Source organism: Pseudocolwellia agarivorans, from assembly GCF_002000085.1.
GTDB lineage: Bacteria > Pseudomonadota > Gammaproteobacteria > Enterobacterales > Alteromonadaceae > Pseudocolwellia > Pseudocolwellia agarivorans.
The window spans coordinates 90119-108066 of sequence record NZ_MUZU01000009.1 but is presented as its reverse complement, the minus strand read 5'-3'; the positions used below and the strand labels follow the sequence as shown (position 1 = coordinate 108066).

General features: G+C 35.2%; 12 protein-coding genes and 1 tRNA gene. 7 read left to right on the top strand and 6 right to left on the bottom strand.

Going from position 1 to position 17948, the window contains the following annotated elements; genetic code table 11:
* Window positions 1–115: 115 nt before the first annotated feature.
* From B0X80_RS14295 to pepA, 3 genes are all read right to left on the bottom strand, one after another.
* The gene (locus B0X80_RS14295; protein ID WP_077341368.1) at window positions 116–2989 is read right to left on the bottom strand and encodes a valine--tRNA ligase; all 2874 of its coding nucleotides are present in this window, start codon (window positions 2987–2989) and stop codon (window positions 116–118) included.
* A 64-nt stretch (window positions 2990–3053) separates the two neighbouring features.
* On the bottom strand, window positions 3054–3539 hold the full coding sequence (locus B0X80_RS14290) for a DNA polymerase III subunit chi (protein WP_077341366.1): 486 nt from the start codon (window positions 3537–3539) through the stop codon (window positions 3054–3056).
* Window positions 3540–3610: 71 nt separating this feature from the next.
* A complete protein-coding gene (gene pepA, locus B0X80_RS14285; protein ID WP_077341364.1) occupies window positions 3611–5119 on the bottom strand; it encodes a leucyl aminopeptidase in 1509 nt (502 codons plus the stop codon).
* 240 nt (window positions 5120–5359) lie between these two features.
* On the opposite strand from pepA, the gene lptF reads away from it, so the two are divergent.
* Complete coding sequence (gene lptF, locus B0X80_RS14280) at window positions 5360–6505, top strand: LPS export ABC transporter permease LptF (protein WP_077341362.1); 1146 nt, start codon at window positions 5360–5362, stop codon at window positions 6503–6505.
* Entirely contained in the window at window positions 6505–7566 is a 1062-nt protein-coding gene (gene lptG, locus B0X80_RS14275) for an LPS export ABC transporter permease LptG (protein WP_077341360.1), read from the top strand. The genes lptF and lptG overlap by 1 nt, the downstream gene beginning before the upstream one ends.
* 69 nt (window positions 7567–7635) lie before the next feature.
* On the opposite strand, the gene B0X80_RS14270 is transcribed toward lptG, so the two are convergent.
* Entirely contained in the window at window positions 7636–8139 is a 504-nt protein-coding gene (locus B0X80_RS14270) for an RDD family protein (RefSeq protein WP_077341358.1), read from the bottom strand.
* Between the two features lie 260 nt (window positions 8140–8399).
* Here B0X80_RS14270 and B0X80_RS14265 point away from each other — a divergent pair.
* Both B0X80_RS14265 and B0X80_RS14260 read left to right on the top strand, forming a co-directional pair.
* Window positions 8400–8484, top strand: a tRNA-Leu gene (locus tag B0X80_RS14265).
* A gap of 575 nt (window positions 8485–9059) precedes the next feature.
* Entirely contained in the window at window positions 9060–11702 is a 2643-nt protein-coding gene (locus tag B0X80_RS14260) for an EAL domain-containing protein (protein ID WP_175623951.1), read from the top strand.
* A gap of 89 nt (window positions 11703–11791) precedes the next feature.
* Here B0X80_RS14260 and B0X80_RS14255 read toward each other — a convergent pair whose 3' ends face one another.
* On the bottom strand, window positions 11792–12010 hold the full coding sequence (locus B0X80_RS14255; protein WP_077341354.1) for a hypothetical protein: 219 nt from the start codon (window positions 12008–12010) through the stop codon (window positions 11792–11794).
* A gap of 402 nt (window positions 12011–12412) precedes the next feature.
* Here B0X80_RS14255 and rnk point away from each other — a divergent pair, with 402 nt between their 5' ends.
* Window positions 12413–12823, top strand: a complete 411-nt coding sequence (gene rnk, locus B0X80_RS14250; RefSeq protein ID WP_077341352.1) for a nucleoside diphosphate kinase regulator — start codon at window positions 12413–12415, stop codon at window positions 12821–12823.
* A gap of 194 nt (window positions 12824–13017) precedes the next feature.
* Here rnk and B0X80_RS14245 read toward each other — a convergent pair whose 3' ends face one another.
* Entirely contained in the window at window positions 13018–16149 is a 3132-nt protein-coding gene (locus tag B0X80_RS14245) for a response regulator (protein ID WP_077341350.1), read from the bottom strand.
* Window positions 16150–16468: 319 nt separating this feature from the next.
* Here B0X80_RS14245 and B0X80_RS14240 point away from each other — a divergent pair, with 319 nt between their 5' ends.
* Together B0X80_RS14240 and B0X80_RS14235 are read left to right on the top strand one after the other, a co-directional pair.
* Window positions 16469–16855, top strand: coding sequence for a hypothetical protein (locus tag B0X80_RS14240; RefSeq protein ID WP_217697156.1), 387 nt, complete (start codon window positions 16469–16471; stop codon window positions 16853–16855).
* A complete protein-coding gene (locus tag B0X80_RS14235) occupies window positions 16855–17940 on the top strand; it encodes a sulfate ABC transporter permease (RefSeq protein ID WP_077341346.1) in 1086 nt (361 codons plus the stop codon). Before B0X80_RS14240 ends, B0X80_RS14235 begins: the two co-directional genes overlap by 1 nt.
* Window positions 17941–17948 lie beyond the last annotated feature (8 nt).

Here is a 17948-nt window from a genome sequence, read left to right as displayed (position 1 = left end):
CAACATGTTATCACAATGGTTCCCATTAATCTTTACTTTTTTATGACAAAAAAAAGCCAGCTAAGGTGCTGGCTTTTAACAACTTTTTTACAAAAATGTATAGAGTTGTGTACGTTTATAACGCTTCAATTTGAGTAACTTGTTCTTGAAGCTTTTCAAGTGCTGACTCAGCTTCAGCTAATTTAGCTTTTTCTTTATTGATAACAGCTTCAGGGGCTTTACCAACAAATTTCTCATTACTTAATTTACTTCTTGTTTTATCGGCTTCTTTGTTCAGCTTCTCAATTGATCTAGTTAAACGTGCTATTTCAGCATCTTTATCAATTAAACCTGCCATAGGTATAAGTACTGATAAGTCGCCTACAACGGCAGTAGCAGATAAAGGAGCTTCGTCATTGTCAGTCAATACAGTAATGCTTTCTAATTTAGCTAATGCACTTAAGAACTGCTGATTTTCATCGATACGACGTTGATCATTTACACTGACGTTTTTAAGTAACACAGGTAGCTCTTTACTTGGAGAAATGTCCATTTCACCACGAATATTACGAATAGCAACAATGAACTGTTTAACCCATTCTAAATCATCTATTGCTTGTTGATCGCATTGGTTTTCATCAAACACAGGGAATGACTGAACCATAATGCTATTACCTAATTGACTACCGTTATTTTCGATAAAGTTGGTTAATGGCACAACACGTTGCCAAATAGTTTCAGTAATATAAGGCATTATTGGATGCATTAAACGTAATAAGCTTTCTAGTACATTAACTAAAGTATGACGAGTTGCACGCTGCTGTGCTTCGTTTCCTTTGAAGAATACAGGCTTAGTGAGCTCTAAATACCAATCACAGAATTGATTCCATGTGAATTCGTATAACGCTTGTGATGCTAAATCAAATCTAAAGGTTTCAAAGGCTTCGTGTACTGTTTTAACTGTTTGTTGAAATTGACCTAAGATCCAACGATCGGCTAATGAAAACTCCATTTCCGCATTGCTGTCTTTACCACAGTCATGCTCTTCGGTATTCATTAATACATAACGGCTAGCGTTCCATAATTTGTTAGTGAAATTACGGTAACCTTCAAGGCGTTTCATGTCCCAGCTAATATCGCGACCAGTAGTTGCAACAGAGGTTAGCGTAAAACGTAAAGCGTCAGTACCATGTGCTTCAATACCATTAGGAAATTCTTTTTGGGTTAGCTTAGCTATTTTAGCGGCTAACTTAGGTTGCATCATATTGCCAGTACGTTTCTCTAATAAGTCATCTAAAGAAATACCATCAATCATGTCTAAAGGATCAATAACATTACCTTTAGATTTACTCATTTTATCGCCATTTTCATCGCGAATAAGGCCAGTAACATAGACCTTTTTAAATGGAACTTGTGGCTTACCTGTTTCATCTTTGTTGAAGTGCATGGTCATCATGATCATACGAGCAACCCAGAAGAAAATGATATCAAAGCCTGTAACTAACACATCAGTTGAGTGAAAGTTTTTTAAGTCTTCAGTGTTTTTTGGCCAACCTAATGTAGAGAAGGTCCATAACGCCGATGAGAACCACGTATCAAGTACGTCGTCATCTTGTTTTAAGATGATATCTGCTGGAATGTTGTGTTTAGCTCTTACTTCTTCTTCTGTTCTGCCAACATATACATTTTCGTTTTCGTCATACCAAGCTGGAATTCTATGTCCCCACCAAAGTTGACGAGAGATACACCAGTCTTGAATGTCTTTCATCCAAGAAAAGTACATGTTTTCGTATTGTTTAGGCACAAACTCAATTTCACCTGACTTAACCGCATCTACTGCAGGCTCAGCTAAAGGTCCGGCTCTTACGTACCATTGGTCAGTTAATAATGGTTCAATAATTACACCTGAACGATCGCCATATGGGGCAACTAAATCGTGCTCTTTAACTTCTACTAATAAACCGAGTTCATCAAATTTAGTGACAATGGCTTTACGTGCAACAAAGCGATCTAAGCCAGCAAATTCTGCTGGTAAAGCTGTATCGTAAGCATCGCTTACTTCGCCCGTTCCGTTATAAACTTCGGCTTCTGCTAAAATTTCTGCATTTTTATTTAATATATTGATAAGTGGTAGGTTATGCCGTTTACCTACTTCATTATCGTTAAAGTCGTGAGCTGGCGTTATTTTTACACAACCCGTGCCTTTTTCCATGTCGGCATGATCATCACCAACAATAGGAATTAAACGATTAACTAACGGCAATAAAATATGTTTACCGATAAGATCTTTATAGCGTTCGTCTTTAGGGTTAACAGCTACACCAGTATCACCAAGAACAGTTTCTGGTCGAGTAGTTGCTACAACTAAGTAGTCTTTACCCTCGGCAGTTTTTTCGCCGTTGGCTAATGGGTAACGTAAGTACCACATATGGCCTTTTTTATCTTTATTCTCAACTTCAAGATCTGAAATAGCCGTATGGAATTTAGGATCCCAGTTAACGAGTCTTTTACCACGGTAAATTAAGTCGTCTTCAAATAAGCGCACAAAAACTTCTTGAACCGCTTCAGACATACCATCGTCCATGGTGAAACGTTCGCGTGACCAATCGATAGAGTTACCTAAGCGGCGCATTTGCTTACCAATAGTACCGCCTGATTCTTCTTTCCATTCCCACACTTTGTCGATGAAGGCTTCGCGACCGTAATCGTGGCGTGTTTTGTCTTCTTCTGCCGCTATTTTACGTTCAACTACCATTTGTGTTGCGATACCTGCGTGGTCGCAACCCGTTTGCCAAAGTGTGTTTTTTCCTTGCATACGCTGATAACGAATTAACGTATCCATTATGGTTTGTTGAAATGCATGGCCCATATGTAAGCTACCCGTCACATTCGGTGGTGGAATAGCAATACAGTAGCCGTCACCTTCACCTGTAGGGCTAAAGTAACCTTGGTCTTCCCAACTTTTATAAAGGGATTGTTCAATGTCAGAAGGAGTAAATGTTTTTTCCATCAGAATTTCCGTAAGAAGAGTGTCTTATAACTCGTTTTAGTTAAACATCGAGTTAAGTATTAATTTAAGTAATAGCAGGGGCGGGTTGGCTTTCAACCAAAAACCCCCATTGCTTACAAGTTCTGTATCTGTCTCGAGCTTGCTGTTTTAATAATTCGTTTGTTGGTACAAAATCAACTACCGTTGAAAAATTATTCGTAAAATTAGGCACTGTAGTAGTTAAGTTAATAAGAACTGGGCGCCTAGCGGTTGGATTTTGCCAGCTAATTTCAACTGGAGAACCACCTCTTGGGCCTTCACCAACTAAATTATGAGCCACAAATGAATGAGGCTCAAAAGCCCATAACATTTCGTCAATATTATGAGCTTGTGCTTGATCTTGCGTATAAATAAACACTTTTTGGTTTTGTCTGTAAAAATAGGCAGCTTGCAAACAAGCTTGATGAATTAACGAGTTTGACTCGATATCAACACTGGTATCGTTATGTACTGGCTCTTTAGAAGTATTTTCTACTTCGGGAAGCACATAAAACATGACTTTTGTTTGCATTTAAATTACCGAATAGCTGTTAAATAATAACCTTAAGTAAAGCTAGCCGTATTCAACAACTAGCTTTAGGTTTATTCGCCTTGTTCTGTACCTGATTTATTTAATAAATATTGCGTTAGCATACTTACAGGTCGGCCTGTCGAACCTTTGTCTTTACCGCCGCTGCGCCATGCTGTACCAGCAATGTCTAAATGTGCCCAGTGGTATTTTTTAGTAAAGCGAGATAAGAAACAACCTGCAGTAATAGCACCCGCACCTTTGCCGCCGATATTCGCTAAATCTGCAAAGGGGCTTTCAAGCTGTTCGTAATATTCTTCCCATAAAGGTAAGCGCCATGCTCTGTCGCCACTTTGCTCTGAAGCGTTAAGTAGTTCGTGAGCTAACGGATTATGTGTACTCATTAATCCTGTTGCATTTTTACCTAAAGCCACAACACAAGCACCTGTTAATGTGGCAACATCAATAACGGCTTCTGGGTCAAAACGTTCAACGTAAGTTAAGGCGTCACATAATACTAAACGGCCTTCAGCATCAGTATTTAGTACTTCAACGGTTTGGCCTGACATAGTTGTCAATATATCACCTGGTCGGTAAGCATTACTGCTTGGCATGTTTTCACATCCAGCAAGTACACCAATAACATTGATCGGTAAGTTTAATTCAGCAAGAGAGTGCATTGCACCTAAAACACCTGCAGCACCACCCATGTCGTATTTCATTTCGTCCATGCCTGCGCCGGGTTTTAATGAAATTCCACCACTATCAAAAGTTAAACCTTTACCCACTAATACAACGGGAGCTGAGTCATCACCAGCGCCATTGTATTTGATTATGCTCATTAACGATTCGTTGTCAGAACCACGACCAACGGCAAGGTAAGAACCCATGCCAAGTTCTTCCATTTCTTTTTCATCAACAACGGTTGTGGTAACTTTCTCGTAGTCGTTATCTAAAATACGCGCTTGTTCAGCTAAATAGGCTGGATTACAAATGTTAGGTGGCATATTTGCAACGTTTTTACAGGTAGAAATACCTTCAGCAATCGCTAAACCATGTGCTATAGCACGTTCACCTAAAGGGAGTTCACGTCGAGTAGGTACGTTAAATACTATTTTACGTAATGGGCGACGAGCTTCTGCTTTACGTGTTTTTAAACTGTTAAAGCTGTATAAACAATCTTGAGTTGCTTCAATTGCTTGGCGAACTTTCCAGTATGTATCGCGACCTTTAACATGTAGCTCAGATAAAAAGCATACCGCTTCCATTGAACCTGTTTCGTTTAAGGTGTTAATTGTTTTACTGATAATTTGACGATATTGACGTTCGTCTAATTCACGCTCTTTACCACAACCAACCAATAACACACGTTCGCTTAATACGTTAGGAACATGATGAAGTAATAGCATTTGTCCAGACTTACCTTCAAGGTCGCCTCTACGTAACAAATTGCTAATATAACCTTCGCTTATCTCGTCAAGTTGTTCAGCTATTGCAGATAAACGACGTGGTTCAAATACACCAACTACAATACATGCACTGCGTTGTTTTTCTGGGCTACCACTTTTTACACTGAACTCCATGGGTTCTCCTAATTGGCTATTCTAAACGGTATTTTTAATTAAAAATGGTCGTTTAAACTGCTTAAAACATTAAATAATAAAGAAGATTACTTTTAAATCTATTCGCCTAAGGGCTATAATCGTCGCTGGCTTCAACAACTTTATGTCTCTAGCGCACTTATTATTTAGTATGAAAACAACCAGTTTACTTAAAAATAGCGCGATTGTCAGAAAAAAACTAAGTTTTTATAGGATCTATTTGTGATTATTTTTCGCTATTTATTAAAAGAAGTAGCTAAAACACAGCTTGCTGTATTTTTTGTGCTTATGGCGATATTCATTAGTAACAAATTTGTACGTGTTTTAGACGATGCATCTGAAGGTGGAATACCGGGTCACTTAGTGATGATTTTTATAGGTTTAAAGGTGCCTGATTTAGCTGGGATGATTTTACCTTTGAGTTTGTTTTTAGGTATTTTGTTAGCTTACGGCAGGATATATGCTGACAATGAAATGGCAGTATTACATGCTTGTGGTGTAAGCGAATGGTATGTTGTTAGAGTAACGCTTATTTTAGGTTTGATCACCGCAATCGTTACAGGCGCTTTTACCTTATATTTATCACCATTTGCCTCTGAATATGAATATCAAGTTAAAGAAGATTTAGCTGCAGACTCTGGTTTAAGTTCTTTGATTGCGGGGCGGTTTCAAAAAACAGGTAACGAAAAAGCTGTTGTATTTATTCATGATAAAGACCGAGAGTCAGGAACTTTAAAAAAAGTGTTTGTGGCTCAATTACCTGATAAAGAACATACCGCAGAAAGTATTATTAATTCAAGTTTAGTTTATGCGGCTCAAGGACAAGTTATCGAAGAGGATACTGGGTCGCAACGACTCGTATTAACAGATGGCATTCGATATCAAAACGATGTTAAAAATGAAGAGTTTCGAGAGGTTGCTTTTGGGAAATATTATATCCAAATACAAGATCAAAAGGTTGAACATAAACGCCGTAAATTAAGCGCTATACCAACAGATAAACTTTTAAGTCCACCCGATGAAGAATTGCGAAACGAATACAGTGCCGAAATGCAATGGCGTATGGCTTTTCCTATTGTCTGTTTAGTGGTTACTTTGATCGCAGTACCACTGAGTACGGTTAATCCACGACAGGGCAAGTTTGGTAAAATGATCCCCGCATTAATTTTATTTTTGAGTTATTTCTTATTGTTAACGGCTTCTCGTTCTGCGCTGGAAAGTGGATCTATTCTAAGTGCTATTGGGTTATGGCCAGTACATCTTTTAGCTTTTGTTTTAGGGATCATATTATTGCTTCAAAATAGAACCTCAGGACTAAAATTAAAATCACTTTTACCTTCTTTTTCACGTAAAAAAGCAGTTCAGTAATGAAAATTCTTGATATATACATTGGTAAAATCATCGCATCTACTACCGCAACTACCCTAGCAGTATTTGTAAGTTTAAGCGGTATTATTAAATTTGTAGAGCAAATGAAAGCTGTTGGGCGTGGTAATTATGACTTATCGCATGCAGCACTTTATGTGTTATATGCTATTCCTAGAGACATTGAAATATTCTTCCCCATGGCAACCTTGATTGGCGGCTTAATTGGTATTGGATCACTTGCAAGCAATAGTGAATTAGTTGTTATGCAAGCTGCTGGCTGGTCACGTTTAGATATTATTAAATCAGTAATGAAAAGCGCTGTTATTATGATATTGATTAGCATGGCAGTAGGAGAGTGGTTAGCTCCTAAAGGAGAAGCCGCTGCGCGTGAAGTAAGAGCGCAAGCCATATCCGGAGGTAGCTTAGTTTCTTCTAAAAATGGTGTTTGGGCAAAAGATGGAGATTACTTTGTTCACATTGGTGAAATTAAAGAACATGGTGAGCTTACCAATATTCAAATTTATAAATTTAATAACAAACTTAAACTTTCTAGCTGGTTAGCTGCTGAAAAAGCACTTTATAAAACAGATGCTTGGGAGTTAAGTGGTGTCGTTGAAACCTTTGTAACTGATGACAATATATCATCTGAAAAATTAGCAACCAAAGCCTGGGATTCATCTTTAACACCCGATAAGTTAGGTGTTATCACGCCAGAATCTTTATCTATTGGCGGGCTATCTGACTACTTACAATATTTGGAAGATAACGAACAAGATTCAAGCAGATACTTACTCGCCTTTTGGCGTAAAATAGTTCAGCCGATAACGGTAGCCGTTATGTTGCTGGTGGCATTATCGTTTATTTTTGGTCCATTACGTTCTGTTTCTATGGGCGCACGAATAATGATGGGGGTTGCAACAGGTATACTCTTTTATATCAGTAACGAAGTGATGGGCTCAATGAGTTTAGTGTACCAGTTACCGCCTATACTTGGCGCTGTGATGCCAAGCATAATATTTGTGAGTATTGCGCTGTACTTGATGCAGCGAAAACCAAATTAAATATCCATATATATCCGTAACCATTCAAGGTGCTGAAATATCCTCTTGAGTGGTAACGGATAAGTAGGGCTAAATGTTTTTAGCTCTACTCACTTCAATCGGTAATAAAACCACCTCAGTTTGCGTAACACGATCTTGTAAACTCAGCTTATTTTTTCTATCAAAAATAACCGCTAAGTTACCTAATCCCATTAATGTAGGTAACAATCTTTTAATACCTGTTGTTTTAGAAATTAGCGAACCATCTTGATTTTGAACGCGTAATCGCCATGCTTTCATACCAATAGTTTGACCACTTCTCGCCCAAAACCATACAAAGAAAAAAGCCACCCAAAAGAAATTCCAGCCATATACTAGAGAGCTATATAAGAGAGAGTTTTGTTGAACATCAATTAAGTGCTCGTATTCTCCAAAGTCAACAAAACCATAATTTGCAAATAAGCTAAATAAAGCAAACGATATAGCGCCAGCAACCATATAAACAGCTACAGCAGTTAAAAAATCATACATCCAGCAAGCCATACGTCGTCTAAAGCCAGCACGCGGAAAGTCGTTATAATTAATTGAATTCATGAGAACACCTTTGAATATTTCGAGTAGTTTATCAAAGAGCGTTGCTAAATCGCATTATTTTTTAAGTGATATTTATCAATGGTTAAATAATCAGCATCTAAACACATTGTTTATAAAAACTATTGCTAACACGGTGTTTTTTCGTATAATGCCGACCTCTTAATCATTTCATTGAGAAGTTGTTAAGAAAGAGTTTGTAAAGAAATAGGCTTTTACGTAAAAGATCATTTCTTTGTAAACTCACGTTTACTTCCCTTCATGCCGGTGTGGTGGAATTGGTAGACACGACGGATTCAAAATCCGTTGCCTTCGGGCGTGACGGTTCAAGTCCGTCTTCCGGTACCATACTAGAAAGCCCTGATTCGAAAGAGTCGGGGTTTTTTATTTAATTATACAAATGTATTAGGTTTGAAAATGAAATTTTTTGTTCTTCCTAAGCGTTTAACCTCTTTATTATATCTAAACTTTCCGCACCAGAATCGTAGATTTTTTGACTAAAAACAGCCTATACATGGGGTGAGGTTATTAAAGTTATCTACTCACATTTTTATATTAAAAATAATCGCTCCTTTTAAGGTAATAAAAAAAAGCTTGTCTATAATAAAATTAAATAAATTGTAATTGGTATTTTGAGATCTGCTTGATCCTCAAAGTAAATGCATTATGGTTTGTTACGGAATCGTTATATTTTTAATTTCATTATTGAAAATATAATAAAGGTGAGTAACTCTTTTTATAAAAATAGGACGCTGGGGTCTTATAACATTTTGGTGTTGTAAAAATAATAAATGATAAAACGAACACACACACATATTTTGTCTTTTTTGATAACGTTATGCCTATTATGGGGGGGCAATGCCTATGCTAACCAATCAGTTTTGGTGTTACATTCTTATCATGCTGAACACATATGGGTGCAAATGATAAAAAGAGGGATAGATAAAACCCTCGATAATTCAAATGACTTATCGGTATATCATGAGTATATGGATACAAAACGTTATCCTTTATTTTCTCATAAAGCTAAGTTTGTTGAATATCTTCAAAATAAATATATCAACACAAAGTTTGATGTCATTATTGTTTCAGATGATGCAGCTCTAGCTTTAGTTAGGGAAAATAAAGTGACATTATTTGAAAGCATTCCTATTGTATTTGTGGGAATAAATAATGTCGATAATAAACTAACTGATGCGCCTCTGATTACAGGTGTATTTGAAAATAGAGATATTGCTAGTGCTGTTTTTGATATTAAAAATTTAACAAAAACCGATGAATTAATTGTTATTACCGACAGTAGCAAACCCGGACAAGCTAATTTATTTAAGCTTAATAAAGTTAAACATAGCAAGAGGGCTCCTAGTAATATTCACGTCTTGATTGACTTAAAAAAAGATCAAATTATAAATAAACTCAGCCAATATGATCCAACTGTACCTATTTTTCAAATAGGTCAAATTGTTAATCCTTCTGGTAATAATGCCTTATTATCGTGGGATGATGGCACAGTAGCATTAACGGCTAAAATAAAAAATCCATTGTTTACACTTGCAAGTACATCAATAAAATACGGTGCCTTGGGAGTAAATATGCTTAATGGTGAAAAACATGGTGAGCAAGGGGCATTATACGCTCGTCGTATTTTAGAAGGGGCAAAAGTTACTGAACTCCCCCCTATCACTAAAGCTAAATCAATTTGGACATTTAACTGGCCATTAATGAAGCATTACAAGTATGCCAATGGGCATATTCCCGCTGGTAGCTTGTTTATTAATAAAGAAGAATCCTTTTATGAAAAAAATAAAGAGCTAGTTTTTGGAGCTTTAACTGTATTTACAATTGCACTGTTAATTATTGGGCTTTTAATTGAGCTGGTTCGTCGTGGTCGTCAAACTCAAGCTATTCTCACGAACAACGAAAATAGGTATAAACAACTGGCGCAGGCGGGGGCAAATGTTTTTTGGGAAATAGATACAAATCATAAAATAACATATTTATCAGGTAACACTGAGGTGCTTCTTGATAAATCTATAGAAGAGCTAAAAGGGCATTATTTTGGCGATATTTTTCAGGATGAAAATATTAGTGAATTTCCATTAGAAAAAGCTAAAAATTTGTTTAAACGTAAACTACCTATTGAGCGCTTTATTTTTAAAAGGAAAATAGCACGAGACCGAGTGAAAGTATTGGTTATTAATGGTAGCCCAATGTTTAATAAGTCAGGCGCATATATTGGATATAGAGGAATATGTAACGATGTAACTATGGAGCAACAACTTACAGAAAAATTGGCTTATCAAGCTGAATACGATGCACTTACAGGGTTAATTAATCGAGGTGGTTTTCTTGTACAACTTAAAAAAGAAATTAAGAAAGTACCTAAAATATCTTCATTTATCTGTTTTTTAGATTTAGACCGCTTCAAGCTGGTTAATGATACGGCGGGTCATTTAGTGGGTGATGCTATGCTTACTCAAATAGCAGATGAAATTAGTTCATGTATTGAAGAACAAGATGTTTTAGGTCGATTTGGAGGTGACGAATTTGGATTACTACTCGTTGATAAGTCGCAGGAAAAAGCATTAGCTTTATGTGAGAATATCGTAAGAAAAATTAATCAATTTCATTTTCAATGGAACGATAAGAAAATTGCGGTAGGTATGAGTATAGGTATGGTACCACTAGAGCGTGATTTATCAGAAATCGAATTATTAAGCAAAGCAGATCTTTCATGCTATAAAGCCAAAGACTTAGGTCGAGACAGGGTTTATTTTGCTGATCCAAATAATATGGAATTACACGCTGAAGCTATTCAAATGGGGTATATAGCTAACATAACCCAGGCACTGAAGAACAATCAATTCTATTTAGTTAAGCAGCCTATAGCTTATGCAAGCTACGATGACTCACATTTACACTACGAAATTTTACTTCGTTTTAAAGACGACAATGGTGTCAATGTATCACCTGCCTCATTTATTCCTGCAGCTGAAAAATATGGCGTTATCACATTAATTGATTCATGGGTTGTACAGAATGTTTTTGACAATTACAGTAACTATTTTTCACCAGATACACTTGTTTCTATAAATTTATCAGGATTAAGTTTAAGTAACGAGGAGTTCATTAAAAACCTTACAACACTTGTACTTAAATCTTCAATTGATTGTCGTAATATATGTTTTGAAATAACAGAAACTGCGGTTATTTCAAACTTACCTAGCGCTCTGTTATTTATGACAAAAATGAAAAAATTAGGTATTAAGTTTGCCTTAGATGATTTTGGTAGTGGAGCTTCGTCTTTTGGGTATTTAAAACAACTGCCTGTGGATTATCTTAAAATTGACGGTAGCCTGATCACCAGTATGCTTTGTGAACCTATTGATAGAGCTATTATCAAGTCAATTCATGAAGTGGCAAAAATGATGAATATGCAGACTATCGCGGAGTTTGTTGAGAATGATGAACTGAGATTTGCATTAGCCGATATGGGAATTGATCTGGTTCAAGGATATGGTATTGGTAAGCCTATACCGTGTCAGTTGATTAAGAACGTTGCTTAATATATTTAAAAACATTGGGTTAATTGGTTATTTTCGTTTTACATTAACAGGCAGTTATCTGTTTTTTATACCTAATATTGACATCAGCGTTAGGTATTCATATCTTTTAGCGTGTTATTTATTGCTTGGCATAGCGCTACCACTACATATTCTTCAAAATTCTCAGCAGGGTCAAATGAACGCTCGTGAGTCACATTAATAGACTCTAATTGAGCTATCAGCATTTGTTTTGTATTTTCCTTTGATTGATCCGATTCGTTTAATTTATCGCTAATAGATAAGAGTTGATTCCAAATTATATGATTCATTTTACTTACATCGTTGAGTTGAGTCGTAAACATTTTAACGACAATAAAAAGGGAAAAGGTTAAGTAGACATATGTTAATGCGCTATTTTTGTGAGACTTTAAAGGGTATTTATATAAATTTCTAGTTTAGTTTTTATTATATCCTAATACTTAACCTAAAGTCGCTTTAAGAGGGACGGAACTAATTGAAATATATAAAATAACTACTAGGGAGTATTTGTTAAGCCGAGTTTAGGTTACCTGCCTATAACGTTTTTTTAAAAGAAAAAATTAGCCCTTTAAAAGGGAAGTAAAGCAATTAAAATATATTGTGTTTTCTCTATTATTACACTCGCTATTAAGTTTTTAATTGGTATGATTATCTATTACTTTAATTGATGCATTTATATGGAGTTACACCTAATGCAAAAACCAAATATCACAATATCTTCGATTGATGCTGAAAGACTCGATCGATTAATTGATACCCTTGATGAAAAGTCTTACCCTAATTTAGATGATTTAATCGTAGAGTTATCAAGAGCTAATATCGTTTTGCCAGAGCAAGTGCCTGCTAATGTGGTAACGATGAATTCAACTATTGTGTTTACGGTTGCTTCAACAGAAAAAGAGTTTTCTTTGACGCTTGTTTACCCTAAAGATTTAGCTAATAAAGGTAATAATATTTCTATATTAGCGCCTGTAGGAAGTGCTTTATTAGGTTTGAGTGAGGGCGATGAAATATCTTGGCCTAAGCCAGGAGGAGGTGATTTATTAGTGAAAGTCACGAAGGTGATTTATCAGCCTGAACGTTCAGGGCATTTCGAGCTTTAATGGATGATGCTGTAAATCAAAATTACAGCATCAAGTTTTAATTCCTTAATACCGTTTTATACTCGTAAAAGTAACTATCTACTTGTTTTTTAATCACAAACCATGAGTTTATTACCTATTAAATAATTAAGTTAGATGCAAAATAACTTAAAAATGTATGGTTACGTTTTGTCTAGGTGCTTTTTATAAAAAAACTAAGCTTTTGTTTTTAGACAATTTTCTATTTCACTATATAACTTATCAGGTTGAATGGGTTTTGGTATATAAGCGTTCATACCTACTTTAAAACATTGCTCTATGTCGTCGTTCACTACACTTGCTGTTACGGCAATAATAGGTGTTTCAGCTATATCATTTGATTTTTCATAAGCGCGTATGTCTATACTGGCTTCAAATCCATCTTTTCTAGGCATCATTAAATCCATTAGTATAATGTCAAAGCTTTGGTCATTGCTGTAAATGTCTATTGCTTCTTGACCATCATTTGCAACTACATATTGATAACCTGCTTTTTGGAAGAATAAAGCGGCAACCTTTTGATTAATTTTATTATCTTCAACGAGTAATATTCGTACAGAGCTGATAGCAGGCGTATTGTTTTGTTCTTTTTGATTTTCTTGTATAGCTTTTTCGGTGGATTCTTCTTGTTTTTGAGTAGAGTCGTTCATCGCATTAAGTATTTTACTTTTGAGTATTTCAGCCTTAAATGGTTTAGGCAGATAGTCATTCATGCCACAAGTAAAGCATTGTTGAATATCTTCTTCTACTACGCTTGCGGTTAAGGCGATAATTGTTGTATACGTACTTTTATGTAACTTTTCATATTGACGGATTTCTTTTGTTGCAATAAATCCATCTTTTATAGGCATCATACAATCCATTAAAATAAGATCGTAATGGTTAGTAGTAAATAGGTTAACAGCTTCTTGGCCATTATTTGCAATATCATACTCATAACCCAGCGTTGTGAGATGCAAGATAACTACTTTTTGATTTATTTTATTATCTTCAACCACTAATATTTTTTTAGTTGATGGTGCTGAGGTAATATTTTTAATGATGTTTTGGGTATTTGATTGAATAAACTCATAGCAATGCTCAAGACCTTTGAGCAGTTTATTACCTAACAATGGATAAGTAATTAACGAAGTAATACTACTGCCCAAATTTATTTGTGGAGCATGCAATGGCTGAACTAAACATAAGGCCCTATTTCCTTCATTAAAGGAGGTTAAGTCAATTGTTTCTATGTGGTCGAACATCTCTTGATTTATTGCATAAATGATGATTTGTGAGTGAGTGTTAGTAGGCTTGGTCAGGTTTAATAGTGATTGTTTAATCTCAACACTTTTAATGCCTAAGGCTTCAAGTTCATGTTCAAGTGTTTGTGTTATTTCAGTATTATTGCAAACAATAGTGACAGTGGTCTGATTAAATTTTTCATTATTTTTACTTTCTAGTTCTGTTACCTCTAAAGGTAAATAAAAATAAAATCGACTCCCCTTTTCTTTTTGTGAATCAAGTTGAAGTTCCCCCCCCATCAATTCAATAAGTTGAGTACTAATTGCTAAACCTAAACCTGTGCCACCAAATTTTCTTGTAGTTGAATTATCCTCTTGAGAAAAAGGATCAAATATTTTCTTTTGCTGGGCTTCATTAATACCTATTCCAGTATCAATAACTTCAAATAAGAAAGACGAAATACCTTGTTTATTTTTTTGGTATTGTATACCAATAGAAATACTTCCGGTTTCAGTAAACTTAGCGGCATTCGACATAAGGTTCATTAATACTTGTCTTATACGGTGGTCGTCAGCTAAAACTTTTATAGGCAAATTGGGATCTATATTGATGTTAAGTTCAATAGACTTTTCTTTTAATGTGGGGGCTACAATAGCCGAAACATCGTACACACTTTCACGCAAGCAAGTAGAGTAGGTACTGATAGGGAGTTTACCTGATTCAATTTTTGAAAAATCAAGAATATCGTTAATCAAACTTAATAAAAGTTGTGAAGATGTTTCTATGGTATCTACATAGTCTTTTTGTGTCGCGCTTAAATGAGTGCTTGATAATATGTCTGATATACCAATAACACCATTTAAAGGTGTTCGTATTTCATGGGACATGTTCGCCAGAAAACTACTTTTGGCTTTACTTGCTGTGATTGCCTCTTCTTTGGCGGCTATTGCTTCATTTTTTGATGTGAGTAATTCACGTTGGTTTTTTTGTCTTTCAATGGTTAGTCGCTCAACTTTTTCAGCAAATTGGCTAAGTTCGTCATTCCCTTCGATATATAATTTCAATTCTTTATTGGGATCATCTTTGTGGTCTAAAAAGTCTATGACTGTATTTAAATTAAGGGTAATACGATGTGCTAAAGCTATACCAAACAGCAGTACGCATAAAATAGAAATGGCAGTAATACTGAAAAATATAATCCTTTGTTTTTCAAAGGTAGTTACGGCCTGTTGAATATCTTGTTGAAGCTGTTTTTCGATTGCCGCGGTAACATTTTTAAAGAGTAATAAACGTTGTGCAAAAGCTTGCATACCTTGTTCAAACTCTAATTGTGTGAGTTTTGATAGGGTGTTTTTATTTAATAATTGTTCACGGAAGGTATTGCTTTGCTCAAATGCGGGATCAGAAAATGCACTTAATAATAACTCTACTTGTGTTTCATCTGCGTTTATAACAACAAAACGGTCAATAAATAATTGCTGATTTTGAATTAATGCACGTATTTCGTTTTTTAATAATTTAGATAGTTCAATATTTTGAGTATTGATGAGTATTTTACTTTGCCAATTTTCTTCTTGAACCCAGAAAATTAACCATTCTAACTGTAATAATGCAGATAAATTGCTGTCAATAACGGGGATAGGGGCTTTGAATTGTGTTTTTTCAATAGTTAGTAAAAGTTGCTTATATAAATCAGTTTGCCATTGAATACTGTATTGTTTATTTATAGGGTCTTCGGCATTGGTTACTGCATTGATCGTTTCTTTATATTGCTTTATAAGTTGTTGATACTGATTAATATCTTTTTCTGAAAAAATAACATTTGTTCCAGTCGTTAAGTTTTCTAATGCAATTTTACTTTTATTATTTGCAGAAGAACGAGACTCGTAAGAAGCGGTATTGAGATTTTTTAGTTGGCCAATAACATTAATGACATGTGTGGCTTTTTTTAAACTAGTAAGCTGGTCGTTAACTTCTAATACTTGGCGACCAGATAACCCTAAAATCACTATTGTGGGTAAAAGAACCAGTCCCCAAATTTTTTTTCGAATACTTATGTTGTTCCACAAGCGCAGTATGAGCATTTAGGTGTCCTGATGAGTTGCCAGTAAAAAGCATATAAAAGAAGTTAATTAAGATTATTTTAGAACAGAAACGTAACTTTTACTTATTTTGTGTAATTTTATTATATAAGTTTTAGTATTCTTGAGAATTTCTATTAATAGACTACCTTTAGATAAGATAAATTGTATTTACATCTTTAAAATTAAAATTGGTAAAATTAATGTGGTAAAGAGATTCTCTCAGTTATTTAACATAAAAATAAACAATATACGTATTACTCGTTTTGGGTTTATGCGTTGTTTGCTTTTTTTTATATTAAATTTTCTGGTTAGTCTTCAAGTGAGTGCAACTGATTTATATGCTGTATTTACATTGTCATCTGATTTTGAACCATTAACTAAAAGTAAAGTTATCATGCTTTTTCGAGGCAAAACTAAATATTTACAAGGTAAAAAGATCGAACTTTCTGATTGGCCTCAAAATAACAATATCCGCCATGAGTTTTATCAAGAATTACTTGGAAAAGATCTAGCTCAAATGAATGCCTATTGGGCAAGACTCTCATTTTCAGGAAAGGCTAGACCCCCTAAAGAAATAGATAATGGTTCGGTTGAATCGTTAGTTGAGTGGTTAGCTGTTAAACGTTTTCGTATTGGTTATGCTCCAATAGATTTATTACCGGCAAATGCAAATGTGCTCTACATTGTTAAAAAGGAGAAGCCTTAATGAGCAAGATGCTCTTAGCCTTACTAATCTTAATTATGAGTTTTTCGTCTTTTGCGGAAATCGAGTTAACCGATCAATTGTCAATCAGTGGCTTTGGCTCGACTTCATTAACTAAATCAAATAATCAAACGGCGGTTATTATGAATCGCGTAATTACCGACGAGGTCTGCTGGGATTGCGATACCACATTTGGCCTTCAGCTCGATTATTTTAATGATGCTTTTAAGGTTTCGACTCAGCTAGTTAAGCGCCCTCAAGACAAATGGAGTGCTCCAGAATTAGAGTGGGCTTATGTTGGCTATAATGTTGGTGAAGTAGAGTTTAGGGCTGGCCGTTTACGTATTCCTATATTTTTAGCTTCTGAATACTATTATGTTAGCCATGCTTACAATTATGCTAGACCTCCAGAAGAGCTCTATAATTCTATATTAGGATTAACAGCATATAATGGGGCAAGTGTTGTATGGAATGTAGAGTTGTTTAATGAATATCAGTTGGCAATCATGCCTTTCATTGGTTTTAATGATACTAGTTTAGTGGATGCTGGCGATAAACTTGATGTAGAGTTAGATATTGACAGTATGTCGGGTATTAATTTTTTATTGTCTGGTGAATATTACCGTTGGAATTTATCTTATTTTACCGCTGATTTTAGTCAAACGTTTCAATTTACAAATGCAAAACCTGATGTCCCTTATTTTGAACTGAGTTTTCTTAACGATAGCGTCGAACTTTATTCTTTAGGGCTAGAATATGAGTTTGACTCTTTATTATTAACTGCTGAAAGACAAATAGGTAATTTGAGATCAACTTGGTATGCAAGTGCTGCCTATCGATTGAATAAGTTTGTCCCTTATATTCAGTATGGTGAAAATAGGGCTAAAATTACCAGTGTTTCCACATATGATGATAAATCAGGTAGTAGTTTTGTGATGGGGCTTCGTTATGACTTGTTATACAACGTATCACTTAATATTGAATGGCAGAAGTTTAAAAGCTTTGGTGAACAACGTGGCTCTTTTGTTGAAACACCTAATAAACCAGAAGCCGATCTATATACCTTAATGTTTAACTTTGTGTTTTAAAGAGGGTA